The organism is Rhizobium sp. 10N427 (assembly GCF_056394605.1).
In genome coordinates this window covers 223,001-247,064 of record NZ_JBFTID010000006.1, presented here as the reverse complement: position 1 = coordinate 247,064, position 24,064 = coordinate 223,001, and the positions used below count along the sequence as shown (strand labels likewise).

At 55.3% G+C, this 24,064-nt stretch carries 28 protein-coding genes; 20 read left to right on the top strand and 8 right to left on the bottom strand.

Annotated features, from left to right (window positions below):
* Positions 1-40: 40 nt before the first annotated feature.
* On the bottom strand, positions 41-1,606 hold the full coding sequence (locus tag AC1DIJ_RS15465; protein WP_112389295.1) for a DHA2 family efflux MFS transporter permease subunit: 1,566 nt from the start codon (positions 1,604-1,606) through the stop codon (positions 41-43).
* Between the two features lie 11 nt (positions 1,607-1,617).
* Positions 1,618-2,802 (bottom strand): HlyD family secretion protein, encoded by a 1,185-nt coding sequence (locus AC1DIJ_RS15460; protein ID WP_112389296.1) that lies wholly within the window; start codon positions 2,800-2,802, stop codon positions 1,618-1,620.
* Positions 2,803-2,898: 96 nt separating this feature from the next.
* Between AC1DIJ_RS15460 and AC1DIJ_RS15455 the strand changes: the two genes are divergently transcribed.
* Positions 2,899-3,558, top strand: coding sequence for a TetR/AcrR family transcriptional regulator (locus AC1DIJ_RS15455; RefSeq protein WP_112389529.1), 660 nt, complete (start codon positions 2,899-2,901; stop codon positions 3,556-3,558).
* Here the strand turns inward: AC1DIJ_RS15455 and AC1DIJ_RS15450 are convergent.
* Positions 3,526-4,221: a gamma-glutamylcyclotransferase gene (locus AC1DIJ_RS15450; protein WP_162706028.1), complete on the bottom strand. Its 696-nt coding sequence runs from the start codon at positions 4,219-4,221 to the stop codon at positions 3,526-3,528. The genes AC1DIJ_RS15455 and AC1DIJ_RS15450 overlap by 33 nt on opposite strands.
* 37 nt (positions 4,222-4,258) lie before the next feature.
* On the bottom strand, positions 4,259-4,723 hold the full coding sequence (locus tag AC1DIJ_RS15445) for a winged helix-turn-helix transcriptional regulator (protein ID WP_310295293.1): 465 nt from the start codon (positions 4,721-4,723) through the stop codon (positions 4,259-4,261).
* Positions 4,724-4,803: 80 nt separating this feature from the next.
* Here AC1DIJ_RS15445 and AC1DIJ_RS15440 point away from each other — a divergent pair, with 80 nt between their 5' ends.
* The 3 genes from AC1DIJ_RS15440 to AC1DIJ_RS15430 all read left to right on the top strand — a co-directional run bounded on the left by AC1DIJ_RS15440 (position 4,804) and on the right by AC1DIJ_RS15430 (position 7,305).
* A complete protein-coding gene (locus tag AC1DIJ_RS15440) occupies positions 4,804-5,475 on the top strand; it encodes a GNAT family N-acetyltransferase (RefSeq protein WP_112389299.1) in 672 nt (223 codons plus the stop codon).
* A gap of 72 nt (positions 5,476-5,547) precedes the next feature.
* Entirely contained in the window at positions 5,548-6,066 is a 519-nt protein-coding gene (locus AC1DIJ_RS15435) for a hypothetical protein (RefSeq protein ID WP_112389300.1), read from the top strand.
* 48 nt (positions 6,067-6,114) lie between these two features.
* On the top strand, positions 6,115-7,305 hold the full coding sequence (locus AC1DIJ_RS15430; protein ID WP_310295291.1) for a thiolase family protein: 1,191 nt from the start codon (positions 6,115-6,117) through the stop codon (positions 7,303-7,305).
* Positions 7,306-7,348: 43 nt separating this feature from the next.
* On the opposite strand, the gene AC1DIJ_RS15425 is transcribed toward AC1DIJ_RS15430, so the two are convergent.
* A complete protein-coding gene (locus tag AC1DIJ_RS15425) occupies positions 7,349-7,849 on the bottom strand; it encodes a nuclear transport factor 2 family protein (RefSeq protein ID WP_112389301.1) in 501 nt (166 codons plus the stop codon).
* A gap of 92 nt (positions 7,850-7,941) precedes the next feature.
* On the opposite strand from AC1DIJ_RS15425, the gene AC1DIJ_RS15420 reads away from it, so the two are divergent.
* The 4 genes from AC1DIJ_RS15420 (at position 7,942) to AC1DIJ_RS15405 (ending at position 10,648) form a co-directional block, all read left to right on the top strand.
* On the top strand, positions 7,942-8,373 hold the full coding sequence (locus AC1DIJ_RS15420; protein ID WP_112389302.1) for a MarR family winged helix-turn-helix transcriptional regulator: 432 nt from the start codon (positions 7,942-7,944) through the stop codon (positions 8,371-8,373).
* Positions 8,374-8,434: 61 nt separating this feature from the next.
* Positions 8,435-9,175 (top strand): SDR family NAD(P)-dependent oxidoreductase, encoded by a 741-nt coding sequence (locus AC1DIJ_RS15415; RefSeq protein ID WP_112389303.1) that lies wholly within the window; start codon positions 8,435-8,437, stop codon positions 9,173-9,175.
* Positions 9,176-9,205: 30 nt separating this feature from the next.
* Positions 9,206-9,748, top strand: a complete 543-nt coding sequence (locus AC1DIJ_RS15410; RefSeq protein WP_112389304.1) for a nuclear transport factor 2 family protein — start codon at positions 9,206-9,208, stop codon at positions 9,746-9,748.
* 105 nt (positions 9,749-9,853) lie between these two features.
* On the top strand, positions 9,854-10,648 hold the full coding sequence (locus AC1DIJ_RS15405) for an SDR family NAD(P)-dependent oxidoreductase (RefSeq protein WP_112389305.1): 795 nt from the start codon (positions 9,854-9,856) through the stop codon (positions 10,646-10,648).
* A 35-nt stretch (positions 10,649-10,683) separates the two neighbouring features.
* Here AC1DIJ_RS15405 and AC1DIJ_RS15400 read toward each other — a convergent pair whose 3' ends face one another.
* A complete protein-coding gene (locus tag AC1DIJ_RS15400) occupies positions 10,684-11,538 on the bottom strand; it encodes an MBL fold metallo-hydrolase (RefSeq protein ID WP_112389530.1) in 855 nt (284 codons plus the stop codon).
* A 58-nt stretch (positions 11,539-11,596) separates the two neighbouring features.
* Here AC1DIJ_RS15400 and AC1DIJ_RS15395 point away from each other — a divergent pair, with 58 nt between their 5' ends.
* Together AC1DIJ_RS15395 and AC1DIJ_RS15390 are read left to right on the top strand one after the other, a co-directional pair.
* The gene (locus AC1DIJ_RS15395) at positions 11,597-12,607 is read left to right on the top strand and encodes a GlxA family transcriptional regulator (RefSeq protein WP_162706029.1); all 1,011 of its coding nucleotides are present in this window, start codon (positions 11,597-11,599) and stop codon (positions 12,605-12,607) included.
* Positions 12,608-13,099 carry a hypothetical protein gene (locus tag AC1DIJ_RS15390; protein WP_112389307.1) on the top strand — a complete coding sequence of 164 codons (492 nt, stop codon included), beginning with the start codon at positions 12,608-12,610 and terminating at the stop codon, positions 13,097-13,099.
* Here AC1DIJ_RS15390 and AC1DIJ_RS15385 read toward each other — a convergent pair.
* Positions 13,096-13,326 carry a helix-turn-helix transcriptional regulator gene (locus AC1DIJ_RS15385; RefSeq protein ID WP_112389308.1) on the bottom strand — a complete coding sequence of 77 codons (231 nt, stop codon included), beginning with the start codon at positions 13,324-13,326 and terminating at the stop codon, positions 13,096-13,098. The two genes, AC1DIJ_RS15390 and AC1DIJ_RS15385, sit on opposite strands and share 4 nt — an antisense overlap.
* Positions 13,232-13,999, bottom strand: a complete 768-nt coding sequence (locus tag AC1DIJ_RS15380; RefSeq protein WP_477831448.1) for a cupin domain-containing protein — start codon at positions 13,997-13,999, stop codon at positions 13,232-13,234. The genes AC1DIJ_RS15385 and AC1DIJ_RS15380 overlap by 95 nt, the downstream gene beginning before the upstream one ends.
* Before the next feature lie 138 nt (positions 14,000-14,137).
* On the opposite strand from AC1DIJ_RS15380, the gene AC1DIJ_RS15375 reads away from it, so the two are divergent.
* The 10 genes from AC1DIJ_RS15375 (at position 14,138) to AC1DIJ_RS15330 (ending at position 24,032) form a co-directional block, all read left to right on the top strand.
* Entirely contained in the window at positions 14,138-14,896 is a 759-nt protein-coding gene (locus AC1DIJ_RS15375) for an alpha/beta fold hydrolase (protein ID WP_112389310.1), read from the top strand.
* A 74-nt stretch (positions 14,897-14,970) separates the two neighbouring features.
* Entirely contained in the window at positions 14,971-15,378 is a 408-nt protein-coding gene (locus tag AC1DIJ_RS15370; RefSeq protein WP_112389311.1) for an Rrf2 family transcriptional regulator, read from the top strand.
* An 8-nt stretch (positions 15,379-15,386) separates the two neighbouring features.
* Complete coding sequence (locus tag AC1DIJ_RS15365; protein WP_112389312.1) at positions 15,387-16,379, top strand: LysR family transcriptional regulator; 993 nt, start codon at positions 15,387-15,389, stop codon at positions 16,377-16,379.
* A gap of 613 nt (positions 16,380-16,992) precedes the next feature.
* A complete protein-coding gene (locus AC1DIJ_RS15360; protein WP_112389314.1) occupies positions 16,993-17,448 on the top strand; it encodes a MarR family winged helix-turn-helix transcriptional regulator in 456 nt (151 codons plus the stop codon).
* Positions 17,445-17,621, top strand: coding sequence for a hypothetical protein (locus AC1DIJ_RS15355; protein ID WP_162706033.1), 177 nt, complete (start codon positions 17,445-17,447; stop codon positions 17,619-17,621). Before AC1DIJ_RS15360 ends, AC1DIJ_RS15355 begins: the two co-directional genes overlap by 4 nt.
* 105 nt (positions 17,622-17,726) lie before the next feature.
* The gene (locus AC1DIJ_RS15350; protein WP_112389315.1) at positions 17,727-18,539 is read left to right on the top strand and encodes an LLM class oxidoreductase; all 813 of its coding nucleotides are present in this window, start codon (positions 17,727-17,729) and stop codon (positions 18,537-18,539) included.
* Between the two features lie 57 nt (positions 18,540-18,596).
* Positions 18,597-19,058, top strand: a complete 462-nt coding sequence (locus tag AC1DIJ_RS15345; RefSeq protein ID WP_162706034.1) for a MarR family winged helix-turn-helix transcriptional regulator — start codon at positions 18,597-18,599, stop codon at positions 19,056-19,058.
* Positions 19,059-19,138: 80 nt separating this feature from the next.
* Positions 19,139-19,759 (top strand): TetR/AcrR family transcriptional regulator, encoded by a 621-nt coding sequence (locus AC1DIJ_RS15340; RefSeq protein ID WP_112389317.1) that lies wholly within the window; start codon positions 19,139-19,141, stop codon positions 19,757-19,759.
* Between the two features lie 65 nt (positions 19,760-19,824).
* A complete protein-coding gene (locus tag AC1DIJ_RS15335; RefSeq protein ID WP_112389531.1) occupies positions 19,825-20,910 on the top strand; it encodes an efflux RND transporter periplasmic adaptor subunit in 1,086 nt (361 codons plus the stop codon).
* Positions 20,910-24,032 (top strand): efflux RND transporter permease subunit, encoded by a 3,123-nt coding sequence (locus AC1DIJ_RS15330; protein ID WP_112389318.1) that lies wholly within the window; start codon positions 20,910-20,912, stop codon positions 24,030-24,032. The genes AC1DIJ_RS15335 and AC1DIJ_RS15330 overlap by 1 nt, the downstream gene beginning before the upstream one ends.
* Positions 24,033-24,064 lie beyond the last annotated feature (32 nt).

Sequence of the window (24,064 nt, the reverse complement as noted above, 5' to 3'; positions counted from 1 at the left end):
AAGGGTAGCAGGGTCCGTCAAAAACGACTTCTGATGTGCGTCAGTGAGCGCCAGCTCCACCTCCGGCAGCAGACCGCTTTGCCAGCAATAGCGCCAATGCGGCGATAGCCAGTACTGTCCCGATCACCGCGAAAGTATCGCTAAAACCCATTATCAACGCTTGCTTCCGCACCACACGGCCCAAAGCCACAACGGCTTCCTTCGTAGCCTGAGTTCTATCCGCGACGCCATGAGACATGAAGTATCCGGTCAATGTATCGACCCGTAGCCGCACTTCGTCTTTAGCCATCGTGATGGACTGCCCGATCACGTTAGAATGAAACTGCTCGCGCTTCGTCAAGATCGTTCCAAGCGACGCAGTACCCACCGCCCCGCCGAGATTGCGAAGCATATTCGTCAAGCCAGACGCGGCAGCTGCGTCAGCAGGCGCAATGCCGCCTGTTGTGATGGCGGTGATCGGCGTCAGTACCAGTGCCTGTCCGATGGCGCGAACGATATTCGGAATCCAAAACTGATCCCCCGCGTTATCAGCCGATAGATAGATATTAAGAAAACAGCTTGCGGCGAAAATTGAGATTCCCACAAAGCCGATGTATCGAGCATCGAAGCGTTTCATCAATACAGGGACTAACGGAATCAGCAGCAGCTGTGGGAGACCGGTCCAAGCGAGAACATACCCGATCTGTTCGGCGTTATATCTCTGCACCTGGCCGAGGTACTGGGGTAGTATGTAAACTGTTCCGAAGAGCGCGATGCCAACCAGCACATTTACCATCACTCCAATGCCGAAGTTTCGCTGAGCGAGCAGCCTGAGCTTGACCAAGGGTTTTTCGACGGTCAATTCGATCCAAATAAACGAGACTAAGAACACGGCTGCGACGATACTGAGCTTTACGATGAACGGCGACGAGAACCAATCGTCCTTGTTGCCCTCCTCCAAGACCGTTTGAAAAGCTGAAAGGCCGATAGTCATCGTCACGATACCAAACCAGTCTCCCTCTCTCAAAAGGCCTAAACGCATCGGCGAGGGGTCAAGCGTAGCCGCCAAGGCGGCCGCCATGATCGCGCTGGGAATCGCATTGATATAGAAGATGGTCTGCCAGCCGTAGTTCTCGGTAAGGTAACCACCGATTGTGGGCCCGATGGCGGGTGCAAAGGTGACCGAAAGCGCAAAGATCGCCAGTCCTAGCGGCTGCTGATTTTTGGGCAGCTTCGTAAGCACCATTGTGAAAGCCATTGGGATGAGTACGCCTCCGGCGAAGCCTTGCAGCCCGCGCAGGACGATCATCGTTCCCAAGTCATGCGCAAAGGAGCATGCGATCGAGAAAAGGGGGAAAAGTATCGAGTTGACGAGGATGTAACGTCGGAACGAGAACACGCTGCTGAGGTAAGCCGTCAACGGTATCACGACGATCTCCCCAATGAGATACGAGGTCGATATCCAGGCGCCATTATCCACGCCCGTACCTATCCCACCCTCAATGTCGAGGAGTGACGCATTTGTGATCTGGATGTTCAGGATCGCCATGAACGCACCGATCATTCCGGCGAGCACGGCAATCCATTCCCGGGCGCTGGCGCTCGGAGCCTTGGCGACGGCTGACATTTTCGTGGCTCCTACTGGTCGCTCGCTGACCGGATGTCGATCACCGGCTGGACAGACATCCCCGGCCTCAAATCACCGCTCTTCATGTCATCCCGATCCAAAATGATCTTCACTGGGATGCGTTGGACCACTTTGGTGAAATTGCCTGTCGCGTTATCCGGTGGCAACAGCGCGAACTCTTGGCCACTGGCCGGTGCAATGCTATCGATCCGCCCGTGATACTGCTTGCCTGGGAACATATCTACGTCGATCTCGACTTCCTGGCCGGGACGCACGTCAGTGAGCTGCGTCTCTTTGTAGTTGGCAACGACGTAAACCTGTTGAGTGGGAACGAGAGACATCAGTTGCGTGCCCGCCTGCACATATTGCCCGGTTCGCAGGGTCCGGTTGCCCACAACACCGTCAACCGGCGCAACTATAGTGGTGTAACTTAGATTGAGCTCAGCCTGGCGCTGCTGGGCCTGTGCTCTGGCAACGGTGGCGCTTGCCTGGGCAATCTGCGCATTTATCAGTAAGATCTGCTTACGTGCGGTCTCCAAGGTCGCTTCATCTCGGGCTACCGTAGCCTTGGCCACCGCGATTTGCGAAGCTGCCTGTTGTGCGGTTTGGACGGGCGCGTAGCCGCTCGTAGCCAGATTCGAGTAACGTTTATTATTTTGCTCCGCGAAGAGCTCATTGGCCTTATCAACCTCGAGGGTGGCCTCTGCAGCGGCAATGTTTGACTGCTGGATATCCAGAGATGCGCGGCTCGCCTCAAGGGTTGCCTGAGCCGCGAGAACGTCCGCATTGGCTTGATCTAACGCAGCTCTAAAATCCCTATCATCGATGCGAGCCAAAGGTGCCCCAGCTTTGATGACCTCGTTGTCCGATACGAGGACCTCTTTAAGATATCCCGAGACCTTGGGCGCGATAGCGCTGCTATCAGCTTTAACGTAAGCGTCGTCGGTCTCGACCTGAAAACGCCCCACGGTCCAATAGTGCTGACCGTAGTACACGGCACCGACAAAAACGGCCAAGCCACCCACAATTAAGAACCCGCGACCGCCTCGACGCTTGCGTGGAGGCGGCTCGGCCGCCGAAAGCGACGCGCCGATGGCCATCTCTTGGGCGACCTTTGCTGGGGGCTCTGCGGTAGGGTTTGGTGTAGTTTCAGCGATAGGCTTCGCCGGATTCAGTACGCGTACGTTATCTGTCATTGGTGTGTTCTCGAATAGTCGACGACATTAAGGAAACTTGTCGTCTTCCAAAATATGCTGTACTTGGATGCTGTCAATCAATTTTGGAAAATAATGATGGTCCAAAATGCCTCACCTCCAAAACGACCGCGTGGTCGCCCCCAAGCGCGTTGCGATGACGACACCCGGAGCGTCATTGTCAATGCTGCTTGCAGGTCATTTAGAGAGGGCGGATACGAGGCCACGAGCGTAATTGCCATCGCACAGGTCGCCGGGGTTTCAACGAAAACACTCTATCGGCTATTCCCGTCGAAAACAGACTTGTTCTCAGCGGTGGTGAGTGCCCGGATCGATGACTTTTTACTTCGGCTCGATGTTGCTGCGCTGGAAGGACTCAACATCCGCGAGGGCCTCGAGCGAATGCTAGGCGCTTACGGTGAACTGACTCTTTCCGAGCGAACCGTGACTTTGCTAAGGCTCATCGTGAGTGAATCCGATCGATTCCCGGAGATCGCCACGGCATTCTACGAGAAAGCAATTGATCGGACAAATGATGCCATGGAGGCTTATCTTCGCTCCCGCATGGACGCAGGGGAGATCAGGCTTGAAGACCCACATGTCGCCTGTGGTATGCTCAGGGGTATGATGATCATGGAACCGCAAAGGTCCGCACTGCTCGGTCAGACTGAGTACCCCAAGCCCATCGAAATTCAGGCCAGAGCTCGGATGTGCGTTGACATCTTTCTAACAGGTACCGCTGGGACCGGACGTAATTGAGGAAATTGGGCGGGCGCTTATACGATCCACGTGCTTCTTGACTTCGCCCAAGTGCTCGTCGTTCAGATTTATCTGTTCGAGATGGCGTATCGTATCGAACAGGTACTCCAGAGCGGTCCCTAGCGGGCCCCGCGCTCTGAAAAGGCGCTCGGCCACTGCTTCAGCAGATAGCTCACCCACGAAACTCGGAGAGAGCGGATTTGCAACAAACGCCAGAGCCCTCAGTGTTTCGGTCGGCGTCACCACCCTTATCCATTCTGCTTGGTAGCCAGAAGTAAACATCTCCCTACGCCAGACAAGCAAAAGCTCCTCGCGTTCGCGCCCCTTGGGGAGTTTGTAAGCGACCCCCTCAGCCCGGCCACCTTGATTGAGCGCCAGAAACAGGGTTGGGCTCTCTGGCGTTCCGCGCCCAAAGGGAGCTGACAAGCAAAAGCTCCGGTGCCAACCGTCCGCATACGCAGCAACACGGACTTCATACTCGAACGCCGGATTCCAGATTAGAGAGCCGTAGGCAAAAATCCAAATCCCATCTTCCGAACTCGCAGCTACGAGGGATCGACCGAGGCTATCCTCTAGCTCTTCGTCCGTGAGAGCAACAACGCCAGGAATTGAACGAGCACGCGCAAGAAACGTGCCATCGAGCAGGGCCTGCCGCGTGATCAAATGCCTCTCATCTTCCTGCTGCAGTGCCGGATTCACACTATGCCTGCTGTTCAGCTGATTGAAATTCGAACCGCGGTGCGCGGATGATTTCGCCTGAGTGGCGATCAACGGTTATGGGATCAGCCTCGTGGCCAGTATTGGTGTCGATGAACACCACGTGTCCGCTGTCCTCTCGAAAATTTCGGTTTCCAAATCCGACGAAAGCTTGGACGACACTCTGAAAATCTTTACCGCGCTCGGTCAGCAGGTATTCGTCCCGTGGAGGATGCTCGCTATATCGCTGCCTGACGAGGAAGCCATGATCGACGAGATCGTTGAGGCGACACGTCAGAGTATTCGGAGCGATCTCAAGACTACGCTGGAAATCGTCAAATCGCTTCGCCCCTTTAATCGCATCGCGAAGGATCAATATGCTCCATTGATCGCCAACGCGCTCGAGCGTCTGCGCGATTGGGCATCTTACATTTGCCAAGCTTTTCCGTTTCACGCGAATTCCTTTCATTGCCAAATTAGGCTAGTGACTTTTATAAAGCAAGTCACCATATTACGGTTCCCGACTGGCTATCACACCGGCAAGAAACAATGAGCCCCCTTGATAATCCAATTTGGCACGCGCTTGCCAACGAGCACAATGAGCTTTCGATCGGCGGAGTAGATGCTAGACGATATCGAGAAGATATCGCGCCATTCGCGGCAATTCGAACCGCTGAACCAGAAGCTTTTCAGCAGCTCGAAGCAACACTTTCACCAGGCCAGACCGTAGCACTGTTTAATGCGGCAGCCCCAATTCTTCCCGGAGGCTGGAAGCTGCTGCGACAACGCCAAATCGAACAGATGACGTGCACGTCTTTTTCCGAAAGGAGAGACTTCTTCCCAATTCGCTTGGGAGCGAGTGACGTAACGGAAATGATGGAGCTTGCCAAGCTGGCAGAGCCTGGTCCATTTGCGCAGAACACAATATCGATGGGTCCCTACTTTGGGGTCCGGTCCTCGACGGGAGTGTTAATCGCAATGGCAGGCGGACGTCTCGCATTACCGCACCACGTTGAGATTAGTGCCGTATGCACCCACCCGGAGCACCGAGGACATGGATACGCGCAATCGCTTGTCGCCTTTATCAGTGAGCGGATTATGCGCGAGGGGCGCATTCCGTTTCTGCACGTGAAGGGCGAAAATAGCGCCGCTCGCGTTTACGAGCGTGTCGGCTTTGTTACACGCGCGCCGATTACTCTTTCCGTAATCGCCAAGGGCTAGTCACTATCGTCATAAAAGCTACGAGCAAGCTTGCGTTGTCAAAGATCCCTGCAGTTCAATCAGGAGAATCCTATGACCTATATCGATCGCACCCAGAACTCTGCAGCAAGCCTATTTTCGGCTCGTGGCGCACGCGCCGCCAAGGCCGCGACCTTCGATACACCTGATCATTCATCGACTAGCGGCCAACCTGGCTTTGCTCTCAATTCCGACAGCGGTAGTTCAAGCAAATTATCTGGCGCCCTTTGGTCGCTCCAATCCGGTACGGATGATGGGATCGACCAGGCACCCGATAAGACGCCAGAGCAGGAATTCAGCGAGTTGGCTGACATGGACCTTGGTGACCGTATGATGCAGCAATATCTGGGCGAACATGGATTGTCTAAAGAGGACTTTGCAAATCTTCCGGCCGAGGAGCGGGAAAAAATTATTGAGGAAGTCCGTCGAAAAGTCCTCGAGCAATCAAAAAGTCAGCAGCTGCAGGCGAAAGCGTCCGGCACAGAGAACGTGGTCCAAGGCCTTGGTGCATCATCTGGTTCCGATCAGGCGGGCCTCTCTGATAGCGAGGGACGTCGCAAACACAAAGACTAAGCACTGCACGCAAATATTCCGATAGACCCCGCCACATGAGGTGAGCAAGTGAGCAACGACGATATCGTAATCTGCAGCCCCGTCCGCACCGCAATCGGCACGTTCAACGGATCTCTTCGTGATCACTCCGCAGTAGATCTCGGGGCAGCTGCTATCAAAGAGGCGATATCAAGGGCCGCTCTTTCCCCTGCCATCATAGGCTCAGTAATTATGGGGAACGTCGTGCAGGCAGGCAACAAGATGAACCCTGCGAGACAGGCAGCCGTAAACGCTGCCCTGCCCGTCTCGGTCCCCGCATTTACCGTCAACCGAGTATGTGGTTCTGGAGCCCAGGCGGTGATCTCGGCCGCACTCGAGATACAGGCGGGGCTGACAGACATCGCGGTCGCGGGCGGCATGGAAAACATGGACCGGGCTCCATACCTTTTGCCAAGCGGAAGATGGGGAAATCGTCTCGGCACCGCGCCGATGTACGACAGTATGCTGAGTGACGGGCTTGAGGACGCTTTTTCGGGCAAGCATTCCGGTTGGCACACTGAGGATCTCGTAAGCCGCCTCGGCATACCCCGCGAAGCACAGGATGAGTGGGCGGCGCGGTCTCAGTCAAGGTTTGCGCAGGCTCAGGAAGCCGGTGCTTTTGTTGATGAAGTCGTGCCACTTACACTGGCTGGAAAGAAGGGGGACACCGTCTTTGACAAGGATGAGGCACCGCGACCGGAGACTAACGTGTCCGTGCTATCGAAGCTCCGGCCGGCATTTCGCCCGGAGGGCACAATCACGGCTGGCAACGCGCCAGGCCTGAATAGCGGCGCCTCAGCGATGCTTATCACAAAGCTCTCTCAGGCTCGTAGCCTTGGACTAAGCGCATCGGCCAGGATCGCGGGTGTGGGGATAGCAGCGGTTGAACCCGCAATGTTTGGCCTTGGACCTGTGCCCGCTATTGGCAACGCTCTCGCGCACGCGGGCTGGACGCTATCAGACCTGCAGCGCGTGGAAATAAACGAGGCCTATGCAGTAGTACCTCTGGCGGTAATGGCAGAAACCGGACTCTCTCATAACATAGTCAACGTTGACGGTGGCGCCATTGCCCACGGCCATCCGATTGGTGCCACCGGGGCTGTTCTTTTGACCCGTCTTATACACTCTATGAAACGAGACGGCCTGCGTAAGGGACTAGTTACCCTGTGCATTGGTGGCGGCCAGGGGATTGCGATAGCGATCGAGCTTACCAGCAACTGATAGCGACTGCGCGCCCGACTGAGACGCGGGCGCGCAGGAGTTCTCAGAAATGATGAATTCTGTCCTCAGCGACATTCTCCACACGTTTGTGGCGAACCTTCCATTGCCCATTGCCGACGCGCGTCAATGTGTCGGTCACCTGAGCATAGGAAATAAGCTTTGGAAAATGCTCATCGTACTCCATGATTGACATCGGGTTATCCTTGAGCGCTGCCGCTTCTGAACTTGGAGCGATCCTGACGAGCAGGATATAGTATGTGACCTTAACGTCCCCGCCATCCACAACGTCAACAACGTGGTTGGCGTTGTGCCGGCGCACCCCATGAGTGATCGGTTCGTAGGCTTTCAAGAACTCCGCCAGCGCAGGCTTTCCGACGCTTCGTCCGAGTGGGTGGTCGACTATTACGTCGTCCGTAAACGAGGCCAGGAGCGTATCGGCCTCCCAACGATCGAAGTAAAAGTTAATGCGATTGACGAAGTTTACAGCTTCGAAGGCGGTTTGGGCATCGGGCACTGTGGACAGGTTCGTCTGGGGGACGGTCATAATCTTATACCTTTGCTGTTGAAGATGCCTGTCGTGACCGGATTAATCCGCAAGACTTGACAGGAAGTGTGCAATAGCACATATTGCTTTTCATGAAAACTCCGTTCGGGCCAGATAACTGCTATTGTTTCGCATCTCGTCGCAGTTCGCGATGGCTTACGCGAACGTATGATGCCGCGCTCGCGCCCTGCAACATCACGATCTCCCAGTTTTCAATCCTGACCGTGCTTGACCACTACAGGTCTCTCAAGATTGCTGACATGGCAGGGATAATGGTGATGGAGCGCACAAGCTTAGTCCGCGCGTTGAAGCCACTGAAAGATTTGGGACTTATTCAGAGCCTCGCCTTGGATGGAGAGCGAGCCAGGGTGGTGTCATTAACCGCTGCCGGTCACGAGAAGCTTGAGCAAGCAATGCCCTGTTGGGAATTGGCGCAGGCAGCGTATGAAGCGAGATTTGGCCAGACCATGGCGTCGCGTGGTCGCGCGGACAATCTACAGATCAGCCAAGCGGCCCTCGACTAGCGGGCCAAAAATCGAACTCAGTGCGCGCTATTTTTGTGTGCAAATACACATAAGGAAGCCAATGGAAATCACTCGGTCTATCGCCTTTGTTACCGGCGCCAACGGTGGAATCGGTCAAGCGCTCGTGGACGAGCTTATCGCCCGTGGTGCGATTAAGGTTTACGCTGCGGCGCGGAACACTGACTCGCTCGAGGCGATCCAAGCTAGACACGGACCTCGCCTTGTCCCCATTCAGTTAGACGTAACTGACATCGCTTCAGTATCAAACGCCAGAGAAACGGCCGTTGACGTAAATCTCGTAATAAACAATGCCGGGTTTTCGGGTGAGACCGGTGCGCTCTCCGGCAACGACTCCGCGCTCGCACGGCGAGAGATGGACGTCAACTACTTCGGACCATTGAATGTATCGAGAGCATTTGCTCCCACGCTCGGAAGAAATGGCGGCGGCGCGATCGTGAACGTCCTGTCATTTTTGTCATTGGTCAACCTGCCGCTAATGGGCACCTACTCCGCCTCGAAAGCTGCGGCGCTTTCCTTGACACATAGCCTGCGCGCGGAACTGAGAGCGCATGGTACCATGGTCGTGGCTGCCATGCCTGTGCAGGTGGACACAGCGATGGGCGCCTGGACAAACCAAGAGAAAGTGACCGCTGAAGATGCGGCGCTGGATATCATCGATGCCATTGAAAATAACCTGTCGGAAGTGTTCCCAGGCGGGCTTTCTCGGTTAGCCGCCGCAGCCTTCGCCGCCGACCCAAAAGCGCTGCAAGCTCAACTTGCTACCGTCCTTCCTTCGACATGAACACAACACCAACTCAAATGAGGACTTGAAATGGAAAAGGCATTTCCGCCGATAAGCAAGCAGGGGATTTTGGATCCTGCGGACCATGTAAGTGCGATTGATTTCGTGAATCGCGTCAACTGGCTCTTTGAGACGTGGGACGTCGAGGGAATGATCGACTCGTTCACTCCCGAGGCTGTTGCCTATCACTTTCACGGGACCATTCGTGGCCACGAGGAAATCCGGCGCTTCTTCGAAGTCGACTATCCTTACCTAATCCCTGGCGTGGGCCGTCACGCAACTAACCATATCGTCGACAAAGATGGTGATGGTGTCGTGGTGCGTTACCACAACCTACTAGTCCGCCACGCATGGCCTGAGGATGCAGTGAAGGTTGGGGCTGGCGAGATTATGGAGAGTGGCCAGGACCTGCCGGGCATCTGGCTGTATTCACCGATGAGGGACTGTCTGATCCGAACCGACAGCGGATGGAAGATCTGGGAGCGCTACATCGGTGGCTCGACGACCAACACGCGCCTATCGCCGCGGGATACAAAGGCTGAGGCATTCAAGGACTTCATGCCCCGTCTCTAACTCTCACCCATAGTCCTTGGGCTCTCCCCCATCTCACCCAAGGACCGGCCAACGCGATTTTCGCCCCTTCGCGTTGGCGTTCTCTTTAAATGAAAGGATACTGGAATGAAGATTGACCTCTCGGGAAAAAGCGCGATCGTCACAGGTTCGTCTGCAGGCATTGGCCTTGCAGCGGCGAAGGCATTGGCTCAGGCAGGTGCAAATGTTGTCATCAATGGTCGTAAGGCTGAAACAGTCACGAAAGCGGTAGAGACGGTCTCGACGGCAGCACCGAATGTTAAGGTTCAGGGCTTCGTTGGGGATCTAAGCAAGGCCGAAGTTGCCGAAGAATTGTTCAGGCAGCATCCATCGTGCGATGTTCTAGTCAACAACCTCGGAATCTATGCCTGGAAGGATTTCTTCGAAGCAACGGATGAGGAGTGGGCAGAGTTCGTTTCAGTTAATGTGACTTCCGGAATCCGGATATCCCGACATTACATGCCAGCAATGATGTCAAACGGTTGGGGACGGGTGATCTTCATCTCCTCAGAATCGGGGCTGAACATTCCGGCTGACATGATCTTCTACGCAACCACCAAGACAGCACAGCTGGCACTGGCACGCGGCCTTGCTAAACGTGCGGCCGGGACAGGCGTGACTGTCAATTCCGTTCTCCCTGGTCCCACGCTTTCAGACGGTGTTGTCTCGATGATCGAGGGTTCAATCGCCGGAACCGATCAGAGCGTGAAAGAAGCCGCCGACGCGTTCGTCAAGGCAAATCGCCCATCCTCGATAATTCAGCGCACGGCTTCCGTCGAGGAGGTTGCGAACATGATCGTATACATCGCATCTCCCCTGTCTTCCGCTACAACCGGTGCCGCGTTGCGCGTAGAGGGCGGGATTGTTGACAGCATCGGCTAAATGAAAAAGGGGGCGAATCTTCGCCCCCTTTTTCATCATACATCCTCTGTAATCAGCCGGTATTGACCCCCGGACCACTCGACCCGACCTACACCCGGATACTTCCAGTGATAGCCCAAGAGCTTTGCTCGACTTGTGGCGAACCTGTCGAGCAGAAGTTTACGGGTTCTAACCGCCATCTCGTGATCAGCATCAAAACCGAAACGCCAATCCGGATGTTCAAAAGAGATAACCGGGTTCGTTAGTGCATCGCCCGTGATTAGAAGCCCTTCTGCGCCTTCCAGCAACAGCGAGATATGTCCACCCGTATGCCCGGGAGTGCCGACCACTTCAATACCGGTGACTATTTCATGTCCAGGGTTAACAATTGTCAACCGATCACCGATTGCCTTGAAGTTGTCCCGGGCACCAGCTGCGAACGGACGAAGGCCGTCTGCGAGCTTTTCGTCGTCTCGCCAGAAATACCACTCGTCACCGCTGATGAAATGTTGCGCATGCGGAAACAGCAGGCTGCCGTCGGGCCTAACGACGCCGCCCATGTGATCTGGATGCGCATGAGTCAACACAACCTTGGTGACGGCAAGCGGATCCACTCCTGCGGCAGCAAGATTCGGCTCGAAAGCTCCGGCGGTTTCCTGGAACTGAATACCGGACCCCGTATCAACGACAATGAGCTCGCTGCCTTTTCGAATAATTGGAATGTTGGTATCCATGGGCGCACTCGACCGCCCTCCCCCCAGCTTTGCAAGGATTGGACCACGCCTTGTTTCGTCGATCTCCGGCATGATGATATCCGCCGGCAGTGCAATGAAGCCGTCGCTGAGTATGGTGATCTCGAACGACCCTTGGGTGAAGCGGTGTGGGCTGGCAAACCCATTGTGTCCGGGCATAGCTGTCTCCGATTGTCGAAAGGTCCTTGCATTTTACGCGCACGGCAATACTTGTGCAGTGGCGATCGAGACAAAATACGGGGCAAAAATGCCAAAAACTCACCGTATCGGCATTCTTACATTCAAGAGCTGTTCGCAGAGCGCGGTGCACGGCATCGAAGAGATGTGCGAAGTCGCGAACGAACAGGCTCGACTGCTGGGCATTAGTGACCAGATAGCAGCTGCCCGGGTAAGTGCCGGATCAGAGGCTGAATTTCATGTTTCCAATCAGTTGTGCTTCTCCGCGATCGTGTGCCCTCCCATCACCGGAAGCGTTGACATCGAGATGCCTCGAGCAGTCATCCGCTGGCTGGTCGAGAGCGCTGATGCCGGGACAACTATGTGTTCCGCATGCGGGGGAGCTTTCGTTCTCGCTCAGGCGGGATTGTTGGATCATAGGCGAGCGACTACGCACTGGTCTTTAACAGAGGTTTTTGAGGCGAGGTATCCTGCGATCGACGTTCGCACGGAAGACATCCTTATCGAGGATCCGGACATTATTACCGCTGGCGGCGTGATGGCATGGACGCAGTTGGGCCTGAGACTTATCGCGCGGTTCCTCGGGCACGACGTTATGCTGGCGACGGCAAAATTCATGCTGATCGACCCTGCCGATCGTCCTCAACGCTACTACGCCCCTTTCGCGCCGCGGCTCGACCATGGAGATCTCGGAATTGCTGATGTTCAGAGATGGTTACACACGTCCTTGGGAAGAGGCATCACGCTAGATCAGATGGCAGCGCGCGCCCGAACTAGCAAACGAACATTGCTCAGGCGCTTTAACAGGGCGACAGGGATGAACCCTACCGACTATTGCCAACGTTTGAGGGTTAGTCACTCGAGAAGTTTACTGGAGAGAAGCGACATCTCGATCGACGAAATCGCCGTCCAATGCGGTTACGAGGATCAGAATTCTTATCGCAAGATCTTCAAGCGCGTTGTAGGGATAACCCCGGGTGAGTACCGAACGCGGCTCGCCGTGGTGACCTCGCACTACGCGCTAGCTCAAGACAGAAAGGCAACTTACTGAATGGAAACGATTGAGCGCACTTTTGTGAAAATCACTTACGAGGGGAAAGTCGTCGATGGCTTCGGTGCCGACACGGATGATGCTCTTCGTGACGCGCTGCGAAAGTTGTCGCTCGAGCGTGGGTTGGATGAATGGTTCATCTTGAGCACTTCTCGCCGGGAGGACCAGGAGACCGACAAAACGGTCAGGATGTCCTACAGCGTCGCCGACAGCGCGAGACAAACCGCGTTTTCCGCGCTCGACCTTGGTCGTCACTACCGCGGCGCTATCGAGACCGTCAAGACGGTGGCGAACCTGGAACATGGTTTCGCCGGGCGCACGCGGCACGCTGTAGAGGAAGTAGCGATATACGCCATCGGCGCGGCAAAGTATTTAAAGCAGGTTTCGGGCAACGCTATCGACGTCCGCTCCGACCTATTGAACGCCCTCTCCGGCACCCGGTGGAAGAAAGTCGTAGACGTCGACCGTTTGATACTAAGGCGCTCAGGCTAAACCGCGCGGGTCCGGCTTACTCTTGGAGGAAGGCCAAATTTACTGCGATAGGCCCGACTGAACGCAGCTTCCGATTCGTATCCAACTGAGAACGCAATCTCTTTCACTGGAAGATGTGAGTTCTGAAGCAGTTCAGCAGCTATCGAAAGCCTCCAATTCTGGAGGTAGCGCAATGGCGACGTGCCCACGAGCTGTGCGAACCGGTCCGAAAAACTTGATCGCGACATGCCCTAAAGAAGCCAACGATGCGACCGACCATGAGTTCGATGGTTGCCGATGAAGCGCGGCCACTACACGGCTTATTCTGTCGTCGGCGAGTGATCCTACCCATCCATCATTCTGAACAGTGCGCGACCACGTGCGGATGCACCGTATCACGAGGATATCAATCACCCTGGATATCATCAGTGAAAAACCCGGCTCTGGCCGCGCCGTCTCAAGGACAAGAAACTTAGCCACATCCTTGATCAACACAGACGAATTGTCCATTTCAGGGGTGATATGTATTAGCTCAGGCAACAAGCGCAGAAGTGGTATCGCCGCGTCAGCGTTGTCGAAATCGAATGTGGCGCTGATGATCCTGGGTCGACTCGCGTCGACAATACAAGATGCCCTAATTCTATGATGTACCCCCGCTCGCGGGATCAGCACTATCTCTCCCTGGCCCACAAGCAGGGGCACTCTCGCCGGTCGCACGATTTCGATCGCTCCCTCCTGCACGACGTGGATAGTCGCAGCATCTCTTAGCCCGGATTGTTCGCTTTCAGGAGGGAGTTCTCCCGCGAAGACGGCGCCGCCTTTGAGCTGTACAAATCTGAGGACGTCCGAAAGTAGATCAACGGCGTCCGCTTCTTTGGACGATTGATCAATTAATCCGTTTTCCGTGCCATAGAGCGCCACTACGTCTAGTCCTAATCTCTCGCTTGTAACCCAAGGCTTTGGGGCGGCACAAGGGTCCTTAACCCTTCGCGACCGGCCTGAGCCCCAGGAGCACACCTTTGCAGAAAAGCCTGCTCAATCAAGCAAAAGGATTTCGATATGCTCAAAACACTACTCTCCGGCCTAGCCGGCTTGATGGCCCTCTCCGGCGCATCGACGTCGGCGGTCGCCGCGCAGACAGTCAAAAACATCGTCTTAGTCCACGGTGCTTTCGTTGATGAATCAAGCTGGCAACCGGTCGCCCAAATCCTCGAGAAGGACGGCTTTCACGTAACCCTCGTCAAGAACCCGCTCACCTCGCTGGACGCGGATGTCGAAGCCACACGAAAGGCGCTCGACGCCCAGAACGGTCCGACTGTGCTCGTTGGCCATTCTTGGGGCGGTGTTGTCATTACGGAGGCCGGTGACGATCCCAAGGTAAAGGCCCTTGTGTATGTCTCCGCGTTCGCCCCAGAAAAAGGTGAGTCTGTTGCAGCTCTCGGAAACGCTGGGACGAAGACCGCCGGCATTGCAGCCATCCGTCCCGACCAGAAGGGATATCTTTCCATCGATCCGGCAGCATTCCCCAAGGTTATTGCCGCAGACGTGCCGCCGAAGATCGCGGAGGCACTGGCCAACAACCAGCTCCCATTGAACCACACTGCGTTCGAAGCGAAGGTTACGCGTGCCGCTTGGCACACCAAGCCGTCTTTCTATGTTGTAAGCGGACAGGATAAGTTGCTAGATCCCAAGGATCAGCACTTCTTCGCATCACGCATCAACGCCAAAACTACCCAGGTTGAAGGAAGTCACGCCTCACTGGTGGTTCACGCAAAAGAAGTCGCGCGCGTGATCGAAAAGGCTGCTGCTGCCAAGTGACGCAAATGCAGAGCGGCAGAAAAGCCGCTCTGCCCCTTGAGGGCGGAAGCGTGAATGCTTAGGTCTGCTCGGTCATGATCGATCCAAATTTTCCCCGTGCGGTACAGACACTGGTCGCAATATGGAGCCTCAACGCTGAAGGTGCCGTCGCATCTGTGAGGGAGCTATCGGCGAAATTGACGTTTCCTGACTCAGAAGTGATTGCTTTAACGAAAGCACTTGCGTCCAAAAACATGTTGGAGTTCCACGGCGACGGCATCAGCATACTAGCCGCCCCTTCTGAGATTCCCTTGGTGGAGGTCTATGCAGCGGTGACTCGAAATCGACACTGGCTCGAAACTACATCGGTGGTACCAAATCTCGACCAACTGCTTCAGAACATTGAAGAAAGGGCACAGCAGGCGTTGATACGCGAACTTGGTTCGAGAACGCTAGCTGATGTCATCGCGTCAAACAGCTATCCAGCAGCAGTAGCGTATTGACTTTAACTATGTGCAATAGCACATATGATGCCACCTTCAATTTTTGTTTCCGAGGTCTTCGTGTCGAAATGGATCGGCTGGACATCATAGAACTGTTCCTACGCGTCGCCAGCTCCGGCAATTTTACGAAAGCTGCTCGAGAGATTGGAATTTCACAGCCAACAGTTAGCAGACACATGGCGGAGCTAGAAGGCAGGCTTGGGACGGCACTATTGCGCAGGTCCGCGCGAGGTGTGAGTCTCACTGAAGCCGGTAGAGACTACTATAAATCGGCCTTGGGCATATTGCGAGACCTTGAAGATTGCGAAGCTCGCGTTAGCGAGCACCGTGTGCGCCCACAAGGGAGTCTTAGCGTTTCGGTGCCCGGCGGCCTTGCCAAAGAGCTTATTGTCCCCTTTCTCAATGACTTTCTGACCGAGCATCCCAAAATCAGATTGCACCTCAATCCTCAGATTGCCGAAGTCAACACTATTGATGGCGGGTATGATCTGATAGTAAGAATTGGTCTCCCTGGAGACGGATCTCTCATCTCGCGGAGAGTCGGGTTCACGTCCATGGTCACTGTCGCATCTCCCTCATTAGTTGATGTCATCCCGACAATAACCCGCGTCGAAGATCTACGAGGTCATAACCTTATTTATTGGGATCAAGACGCGAACAGCTCCGCTTGGAAGTTTTCGCAAGACGGTGACGACGTGGATTTTCCCATTAAGCCAGCGATCCTCTCCGGGGATGCGGATCTTATATGTGCGGCGGCGGAACGCGGGCTCGGGATCGCGAATGGTCCGCGCTGGCTTTTCGACCAATCCTTGCGTGAGGGGTTGTTGGTGGAAGTGCTTCCCCAGCTCCCACGGACACCACTTCCTATCTTCGCACTTTGGCGTGGCCCGCGCCAACCTCCACTGCGTACGAAGGTCTTCGTGGACTTTTTATCACGAGCACTCGGGTCTTCAGTCGTCGCGCCTGCAGCAAAACATCTTCGGATCGCCCATTCGCAATGAACATTCGCTCTAATAATCTCATACGAGACTTTTCTCCCAAGACGTCGCTCCTCGATTTCCTCTGTGAGGGCCCGCTGGCGCCAACCACCTGGCTCTTCGTCTATGACATCTGGATGATACGGCCACTCGTTGATGCAGTTGAGCGCCAGCCTGCTCTAGTTCGCGGCTGGAGGCGGTCTGTCTCTGCAGCTTTAGACGAACTTGGCGCGGAGTTGCCGCTGACGCTGATCCCAAACGGCTCAACGCATGGAGCGCTCTTGAGCCTCTCTGAGCGCCAAGTTGAGCGTGTCTGGAAACATTGGGTAGACACCAGGGGTTTTCGTCCCGCATGGGTTAACGCCTGGTGCTCCGGCAAGATGATACGCGCCATGGCGTTCGTCACGCAGGGAAAAGTGGTTGATCGCCCTCCCATTGGATTCTTGTTGCAGAATACTCCCGAGGCATCCGCAATCAGGAACGCCGGACAGGTGGCACGCGAGCTAAATTCGGCGTTAAGGGAAATGAACGTTTCCGACAATTACCTTTCGAGATTGGAACGCGACCTAAAGATTGCAGCCAATGGAAATGAAGCTTCTCTGTCGAGGTTCAGAGGCCCGCGCAGTGGGTCTAGCCAATGACGCACTTCGAACCCCAAAGCTGTCATTGTACCTCACTACGACGCGCCGCTCGTTCCACAACCCGCTTTTATGATGAGATACTTGAGCCCTCCGGACTGAGCATCTCGCAGTTTGCGTTAATGACGGTTGCATCAGATCATCCAGAGACTTCCTCGGGATCGCTGGGAAGGATGCTGGGGCTCGACAAGTCGACATTTGGGCGCAGCCTGAGCCCACTCTTGAAGGCCAAGTTGATCCAAATTCATCAGAGCGAGCGTGACCGCCGTGTCCGGACCGTTCAAATCACTCAGGCTGCGACACTCGCTCTGGCGAAGGCAGATGCTCTCTGGAGCGAAGCGGAGAGAAGCTTCGTCTCTCTCGTCGGACAAGTACAAGCTGATCGATCGCGAGCAGTCTCGTCACATGTAGTCGAGCGGATGACCGTTGATCGGATCGCAAGGAATTCACCATGAGTGCTCAGCCGAAGGACACCCAGGCCCAATCACCAATTATTCCGCTCCTCGGAACAAGCGAATTGGAGGCGCTGAACGGGAGGATGAATGATCACGAGACGTGTGATGAGAATGCAGGTCAGTGCCCGTTCACCTTCGTCGCCGCCAAGTTAGGTGGGGCGTTTGAAGGTTGACACATACAACGGCTTAGCCGATCCCCACAGGGAAGATGCTTCTGCTCCATCGCCGCTCGCGGGCTTTAGCTGCACGAACGGAAGCGTCATCGTGTGCACTTACCGATGACCGCCTTCTCGCTAATGATTGCGCGCGAGCGTATGGGTGCAGCCTTCATCGACAGCCGTGATCTGGAAACATTCGCGATTTCCGCTGAAAAATTTGGCTCTTATCGCCTCTGGCTGACCGCTGATGAGAGGTTTTCAGATACCCAACTGCTGCTGAAGCGGGTAGCGAACTCAACCAGCAAGATGCGGATCGCGCTGCATCGGGAAGGCGCAACAGGCGCCACATACAGGGTCTTAAACAACCCTATGATGACGGGTTTTTTCCCGTCGCGTCTCGACGTATTGCTTGGCACCCCAAGTTCGAAGCCGAGTTCGACTGATGGCAGAGCCGGTACACCTAGCGCCATCGGCAGACTCCGCGACAAGCTTATCTCTTTCTTCGACCCTGTTAGCGAGTACGAGCAGCAATCAGATCTACCAATCTTCATATTGGGCTCCACGATCCACGCATCGCAGATTGCGGCCGGCCTCGGTTTCCCGTTCGTCTACGGCCAACACATATCGGATAACGAAAAGACGTTTGCAATCGCGTCATACAAGCGTAATTTTCAATCCTCACCCGCGCTTTCGAAGCCATACCTTGTACTGGCCATCGATTTTGAAAGCCTGATTGCCGAGAGAGACCTTGAAGGAAAACCCACAAATGAAACGATAGATATCGTGATAGATCGTCAACATCTCCGAAGGGCACTCCTTGAAACTATCTTGGAGAGCCGTCCGAGCGAAATCGTATTTCTCCTTGCCCGTACTTCCTTCTTACATCCGGAGACACAAGCGAGGCTCATAGCTGAGGCGATGGAAGGGCTCTAAGGCTTTGACAATCTCGGACTGCAGAAGTTATGTGTAGCCACACCAATGGGCACGGCGATGACAACGAAAAAGAACGAGAGCAAGCGAAAACTACCTACTGAACTCTGCTACTCGCTCGCAACGAGGCAGTTCTCTAGATTGCTGGGTCGTGTGTACCACAAGCACATGCATCCGTGTGGCATATCCGCTGGCGATTTCGCCATACTAGAATTTCTCTCTCAGTGTGGGGAGATGACGATGGTCGATCTTGCACGTAGGCTGGTGATGGATAGGACGACTCTCGTAAGGACATTGAAGCCGCTGCAAGACGAAGGTTACGTTGTCGCACAACCCGACCCCGTGGAGCCGCGCAGACTGAACATTGTTCTCACGGCTGGTGGAGAGACTAAGCGACGGGAGGCGACTCCGCTCTGGGAGGCCGCCCAAGAAGAGGTTGAACGCATGATCGGTAAAACTCAGGCATCTGCTCTCCGCGTGAGCATAGGAAGTGCGGTGCATGAGGGCAAGGAGACCGCCTGAACCAAACGATTCCGGGTTGAGTGAACAGTGACCGCAGCGGTCACCGTTGTTTTCTGCGACTTGCGATGTTAAGTTGTCGCATGGCTGTTGAAGACGATTCAAATTCTGGACAGAAAAGAGGCCCCGCGGAACACGCTGTTCGCGACCAGATAGTGCATGCGGCCAATGGGTACTTTAGCCATTTCGGCTATGGAAAAACGACGATGAACGACCTTGCGAAGGCGATCGGTTTTTCCAAGGCGTATATCTACAAGTTTTTTGATTCCAAGCAGTCCATTGGCGAAGCGATTTGCGTTCAGTGTCTTGCAAAAATCACATCTGCCGCCGAACAGACGACTAACGAGCCTGGGAATTCCGCGGAGAAAATGCGGCGCTATTTCAGGACTTTAATCGACAAGAACGTCGAGTTGTTCTTCGTAGATCGCCAGCTCTACGAGATTGCCACGTATTCAACGAGCGAGAATTGGGTGTCTTCGCAAGAGCACACCGCCCGCATTGAATCTATGGTACGAAAACTCGTCAGCGAGGGCCGTGAGGCAGGAGAGTTTGAGACGAAAACGCCTTTGGATGAAGTCTCGCGAGCCACAATGCAGGCGATGCAATCGTTTCTCAATCCATCGATGTTGCAGCACAACCTCGATGCTGTTCCGAACGGATCGAACGAGGTCATAAGCCTAATTCTTCGAAGCTTGTCAAAGTGAAGTGACCAATTGACAATTTGGTCACTGGTCATAATATGTGGTCCTTAACTTTTAAGGGCACGCATATGAACACGAAACCAAGAATCATTTCCGCTATCCTTATCGGGGTTTCAACCTTGTCGCTTCAAGCGTGCGACAAGGCCCAGACTGCAGAGCAAGACCCACGCACAGCGCCGCCGCTGGTGAAGTCGGCTCTGGTGACCGATCCTCGGCGGTCCGATCGAACCTTCACGGGCGTTGTATCAGCGCGGGTCCAGAGCAATCTCGGCTTTCGTATCGCTGGCAAAGTAACGGAGCGTCTCGTGGACACTGGTCAAGTTGTCTCGAAGGGCCAGCCGCTTTTCCGCATCGACAACACCGACTATGACCTTGGTATCACCGCTCAAAGAGCTGCCGTGGAGGCCGCGAAAGCCGAACTGGCTCAGACATCGGATGACGAGCGGCGTTTCCGTTCGCTCGTAAGCTCAGGAGCAGTCTCCGAAACGAATTATAGCCGTGCGAAAGCTGCAGCGGATGTTGCTCTTGCAAAGCTCAACGCTGCAGAAGCCCAGGTACGCGTCACAAAGAACACCGCCAGCTATTCGGTTCTCGTCGCCGACTCCGATGGCACTGTCGTGGAGACACTTGCAGAGCCTGGCCAAGTAGTCGCCGCGGGTCAGGCCGTTGTACGCCTTGCGCACGCCGGTCCGCGCGAAGCATCAATCGATCTGCCGGAAACACTTCTCCCGAAGGTTGGATCGTCCGCTGTGGCTACCGTCTTCAACAGCGGTAAAGGCGGCAACGCCATACTCCGCCAGCTTTCAAACGCAGCTGATCCCGTCACGCGAACCTTTGAAGCACGCTACGTGCTCGAAGGCGACGCCGCGTCGGCTCCGCTTGGAGCGACTATCAACATCACAATTGCGGATGGGGGACAGAAGCCATTTTATCGAATCCCGCTCAGCGCGTTGTTCGATCCTGGCACCGGACCAGGTGTTTGGATTATTGGCAATGATAGTGAAGTCCACTTCAAGCAAGTCAAGGTAGCTTCGCTCGACGCTGAAAGTGCGTCAATCTCTGATGGCATCGCGCAAGGTGCCCGATTTGTCGCCCTCGGAGCACATCTGCTGCACGACTCCCAGAAGGTAAGAACCGAGCAGGGTGAACAGTAATGTCGTTCAATCTCTCAGCTCTCGCCGTTCGCGAGCGTGCAATTACACTGTTCCTCATTATTGCGATTACTGCTGCCGGAGGCCTTGCCTTCTTGAAGCTCGGTCGTGCAGAGGATCCTAGCTTCACCATCAAGGTTTTGACAGTCGTAACAGCTTGGCCCGGCGCAACAGCGCAAGAGATGCAAGATCAAGTGGCCGAGCCTCTTGAGAAGCGTCTCCAGGAACTGAAGTGGTACGACCGCGCCGAAACGTTTACCCGACCAGGGTTAGCGTTTACCACCCTCACACTGCGCGATAATACGCCACCGGGTGAGGTGGCAGAACAGTTCTACCAGGCTCGGAAGAAGATGGGGGACGAAGCCTCGAAGCTTCCGCAAGGCACCCTTGGACCGTTCGTGAATGACGAATATTCAGATGTTACCTTCGCTCTTTACGCACTGAAGGCCAAGGGCGAACCGGCACGCGTGCTGGCAAGGCAAGCAGAACAGCTTCGACAGCGAATGCTGCATGTGCCCGGCGTTAAGAAGATCAATATCATCGGAGAGCGCCCCGAGCGAATTTTTATAGAGTTCTCCCATGACAGGCTGTCGAACCTCGGAGTTATGCCCTCTGAGATCTTCCAAGCACTGGCGAACCAAAACCTCGTAACGCCGGCCGGTTCAATCCAGACTAACGGGCCGGAGGTTCAGGTTCGCGTCGATGGGAGTTTTGACGACCTCGACGTAATCCGCAATACACCGATCGTGTCTCAGGGACGAATGCTACGCCTCTCAGATGTTGCTGAAGTGAAACGCGGCTACGAGGACCCGGCGACCTTCCTCATTCGCCATCAGGGTGAGCCTGCGCTGGAGCTTGGTGTCGTTATGCGGGACCGATGGAACGGCCTCGTGCTCGGCGAAGCGCTCGAAAAGGAGGTCGCTTCGATATCGGCAGAACTTCCGCTTGGCATGTCGCTTGTGAAAGTGACCGACCAAGCCGTTAACATCGCTGAAGCAATCGATGAGTTCATGCTCAAGTTCTTTGTAGCACTTGCGGTCGTGATTTTCGTAAGCCTGGTCAGCCTTGGATGGCGTGTCGGTATCGTAGTCGCCGCCGCAGTACCGCTGACTCTCGCAGGCGTCTTTATGATCATGCAGGCAACCGGCCGCGATTTTGACCGCATCACGCTCGGTGCACTGATCCTCGCCCTTGGTCTCTTGGTTGATGATGCGATTATCGTTATCGAAACCATGGTCGTGAAGATGGAAGAAGGCTTCGATCGCATCGTGGCCTCCGGCGAAGCTTGGGTTCATACCGCCTCTCCCCGGCTGGCAGGGGCCTTAGTCACGGCGATTGGCTTGATGCCAGTAGGTTTCGCTCAATCCAGCGCAGGCGAGTATGCCGGCAACATCTTTTGGATCGTCTTCTTCGCGCTCCTCACGTCTTGGCTCGTCGCAGGGGCCTTTACGCCATACCTCGGCGTCAAGCTGCTCCCCGATATCAAGCCAATTCCCGGAGGGCATGCCGCCATCTACGGTACACCAAACTACAACAGGCTCCGGTCCCTTGTTCAGCAGGCCGTCCGCTTCAAGTACGCGGTCGTTGTCGCGGTAGTAGCGGTCTTAGCTGTCGCTGTCGTCGGTATGGGATTTTTGAAGAACCAGTTCTTTCCTGTCTCTGACCGTCCAGAGGTGTTCGTCGAAGTGCAGATGCCATATGGAACTGCGATCGAGCAGACAACCAAAGTGGTCGAACATGTCGAGGACTGGTTGAAGACGCAGCCAGAAGCTCTGATCGTGACCAGCTACATCGGACAGGGTGCGCCGCGTTTCTACCTTGCTATCGCACCGGAACTTCCCGACCCTTCATTCGCGAAGATCGTGGTTCTTACCAAAGACCCGGAGACGCGTGAGATCCTCAAGCAAAAGGTACGGCAAGCTGCAGCCGACGGGCTCGCTCCAGGTGCTAAGATCCGCGCAAACCAGATCACATTCGGTCCCTATACGCAGTTCCCTGTGGCATTCAGGGTTTCCGGAAGCGATCCAGCGAAGCTGCGCCAGCTTGCAGGCCAAGTTAAACAGGCCATGGAAGCTAATGCCCACATGCGACAGGTGAACGTCGACTGGGGACAGCAGGTGCCGACCGTGCATTTTGTCCTCGATCAGGACCGACTGCGGGCAATTGGGTTGAACTCGCACGATGTATCACAGCAACTCCAGTTTTACCTTACTGGCGTTCCGGTCACCCAAGTCAGAGAGGACATCCGAACGGTGGACGTGGTCGCGCGTAGCTTCGGCGACGAACGCCTCGACCCATCAAAAATCGGCAATTTCGTTCTGGTCGGTAACGCTGGTCAAAGAATTCCTTTGGACCAGATCGGTCGGACGGAAGTTAGAATGGAGGAGCCGATCATGAGACGGCGCGACCGCGTGCCGACAGTGACGGTGCAGGGTGATATTGCGGAAGGCCAGCAGCCACCTGATGTCTCAAACGAGATCTCGAAGGCTCTCGAGCCGATCATCAAGGGGCTCCCAGCGGGCTACAAGATCGAAACTGGTGGCTCTGTCGAAGAAGCGGGCAAGGCCAACGGTGCTTTGGCACCTGTGTTCCCGATCATGCTTGCTTTGATGTTGACCGTCATCATCATTCAAACCCGATCGTTCGCACATATGTTCATGGTGATCCTTACTGCCCCACTCGCGCTTGTCGGAATGGTGCCCACGCTGTTGGTCTTCGACCAGCCGTTCGGCTTCAACGCCATCCTCGGCTTCTTCGGACTAGCCGGGATCATCATGCGAAACACCCTGATCCTAATCGGTCAGATACACACGAACGAGCATGAAGGGCTGAGCCCGTTCGACGCGGTTGTCGAAGCCACCGTCCAGCGAGCGCGACCAGTCATTCTAACAGCGATGGCCGCGGTTCTTGCCTTCATCCCATTGACCTTCTCGGTATTCTGGTCGTCCCTGGCGTTTACCCTGATTGGCGGGACCTTTGGCGGTACGATTCTCACCTTGCTCGGGCTCCCTGCCCTCTACGCGCTTTGGTTCCGGATCAGACCAAGCGACAAGCGTGCCGCTGCAAACAGCGACGTTGCAAAGGGTGCCTCAGGGCACCCCAGCACCAAAGCCGCGCATTCGTGATCCAAACGGGGCGGCGAACCTCGCCGCCCCCT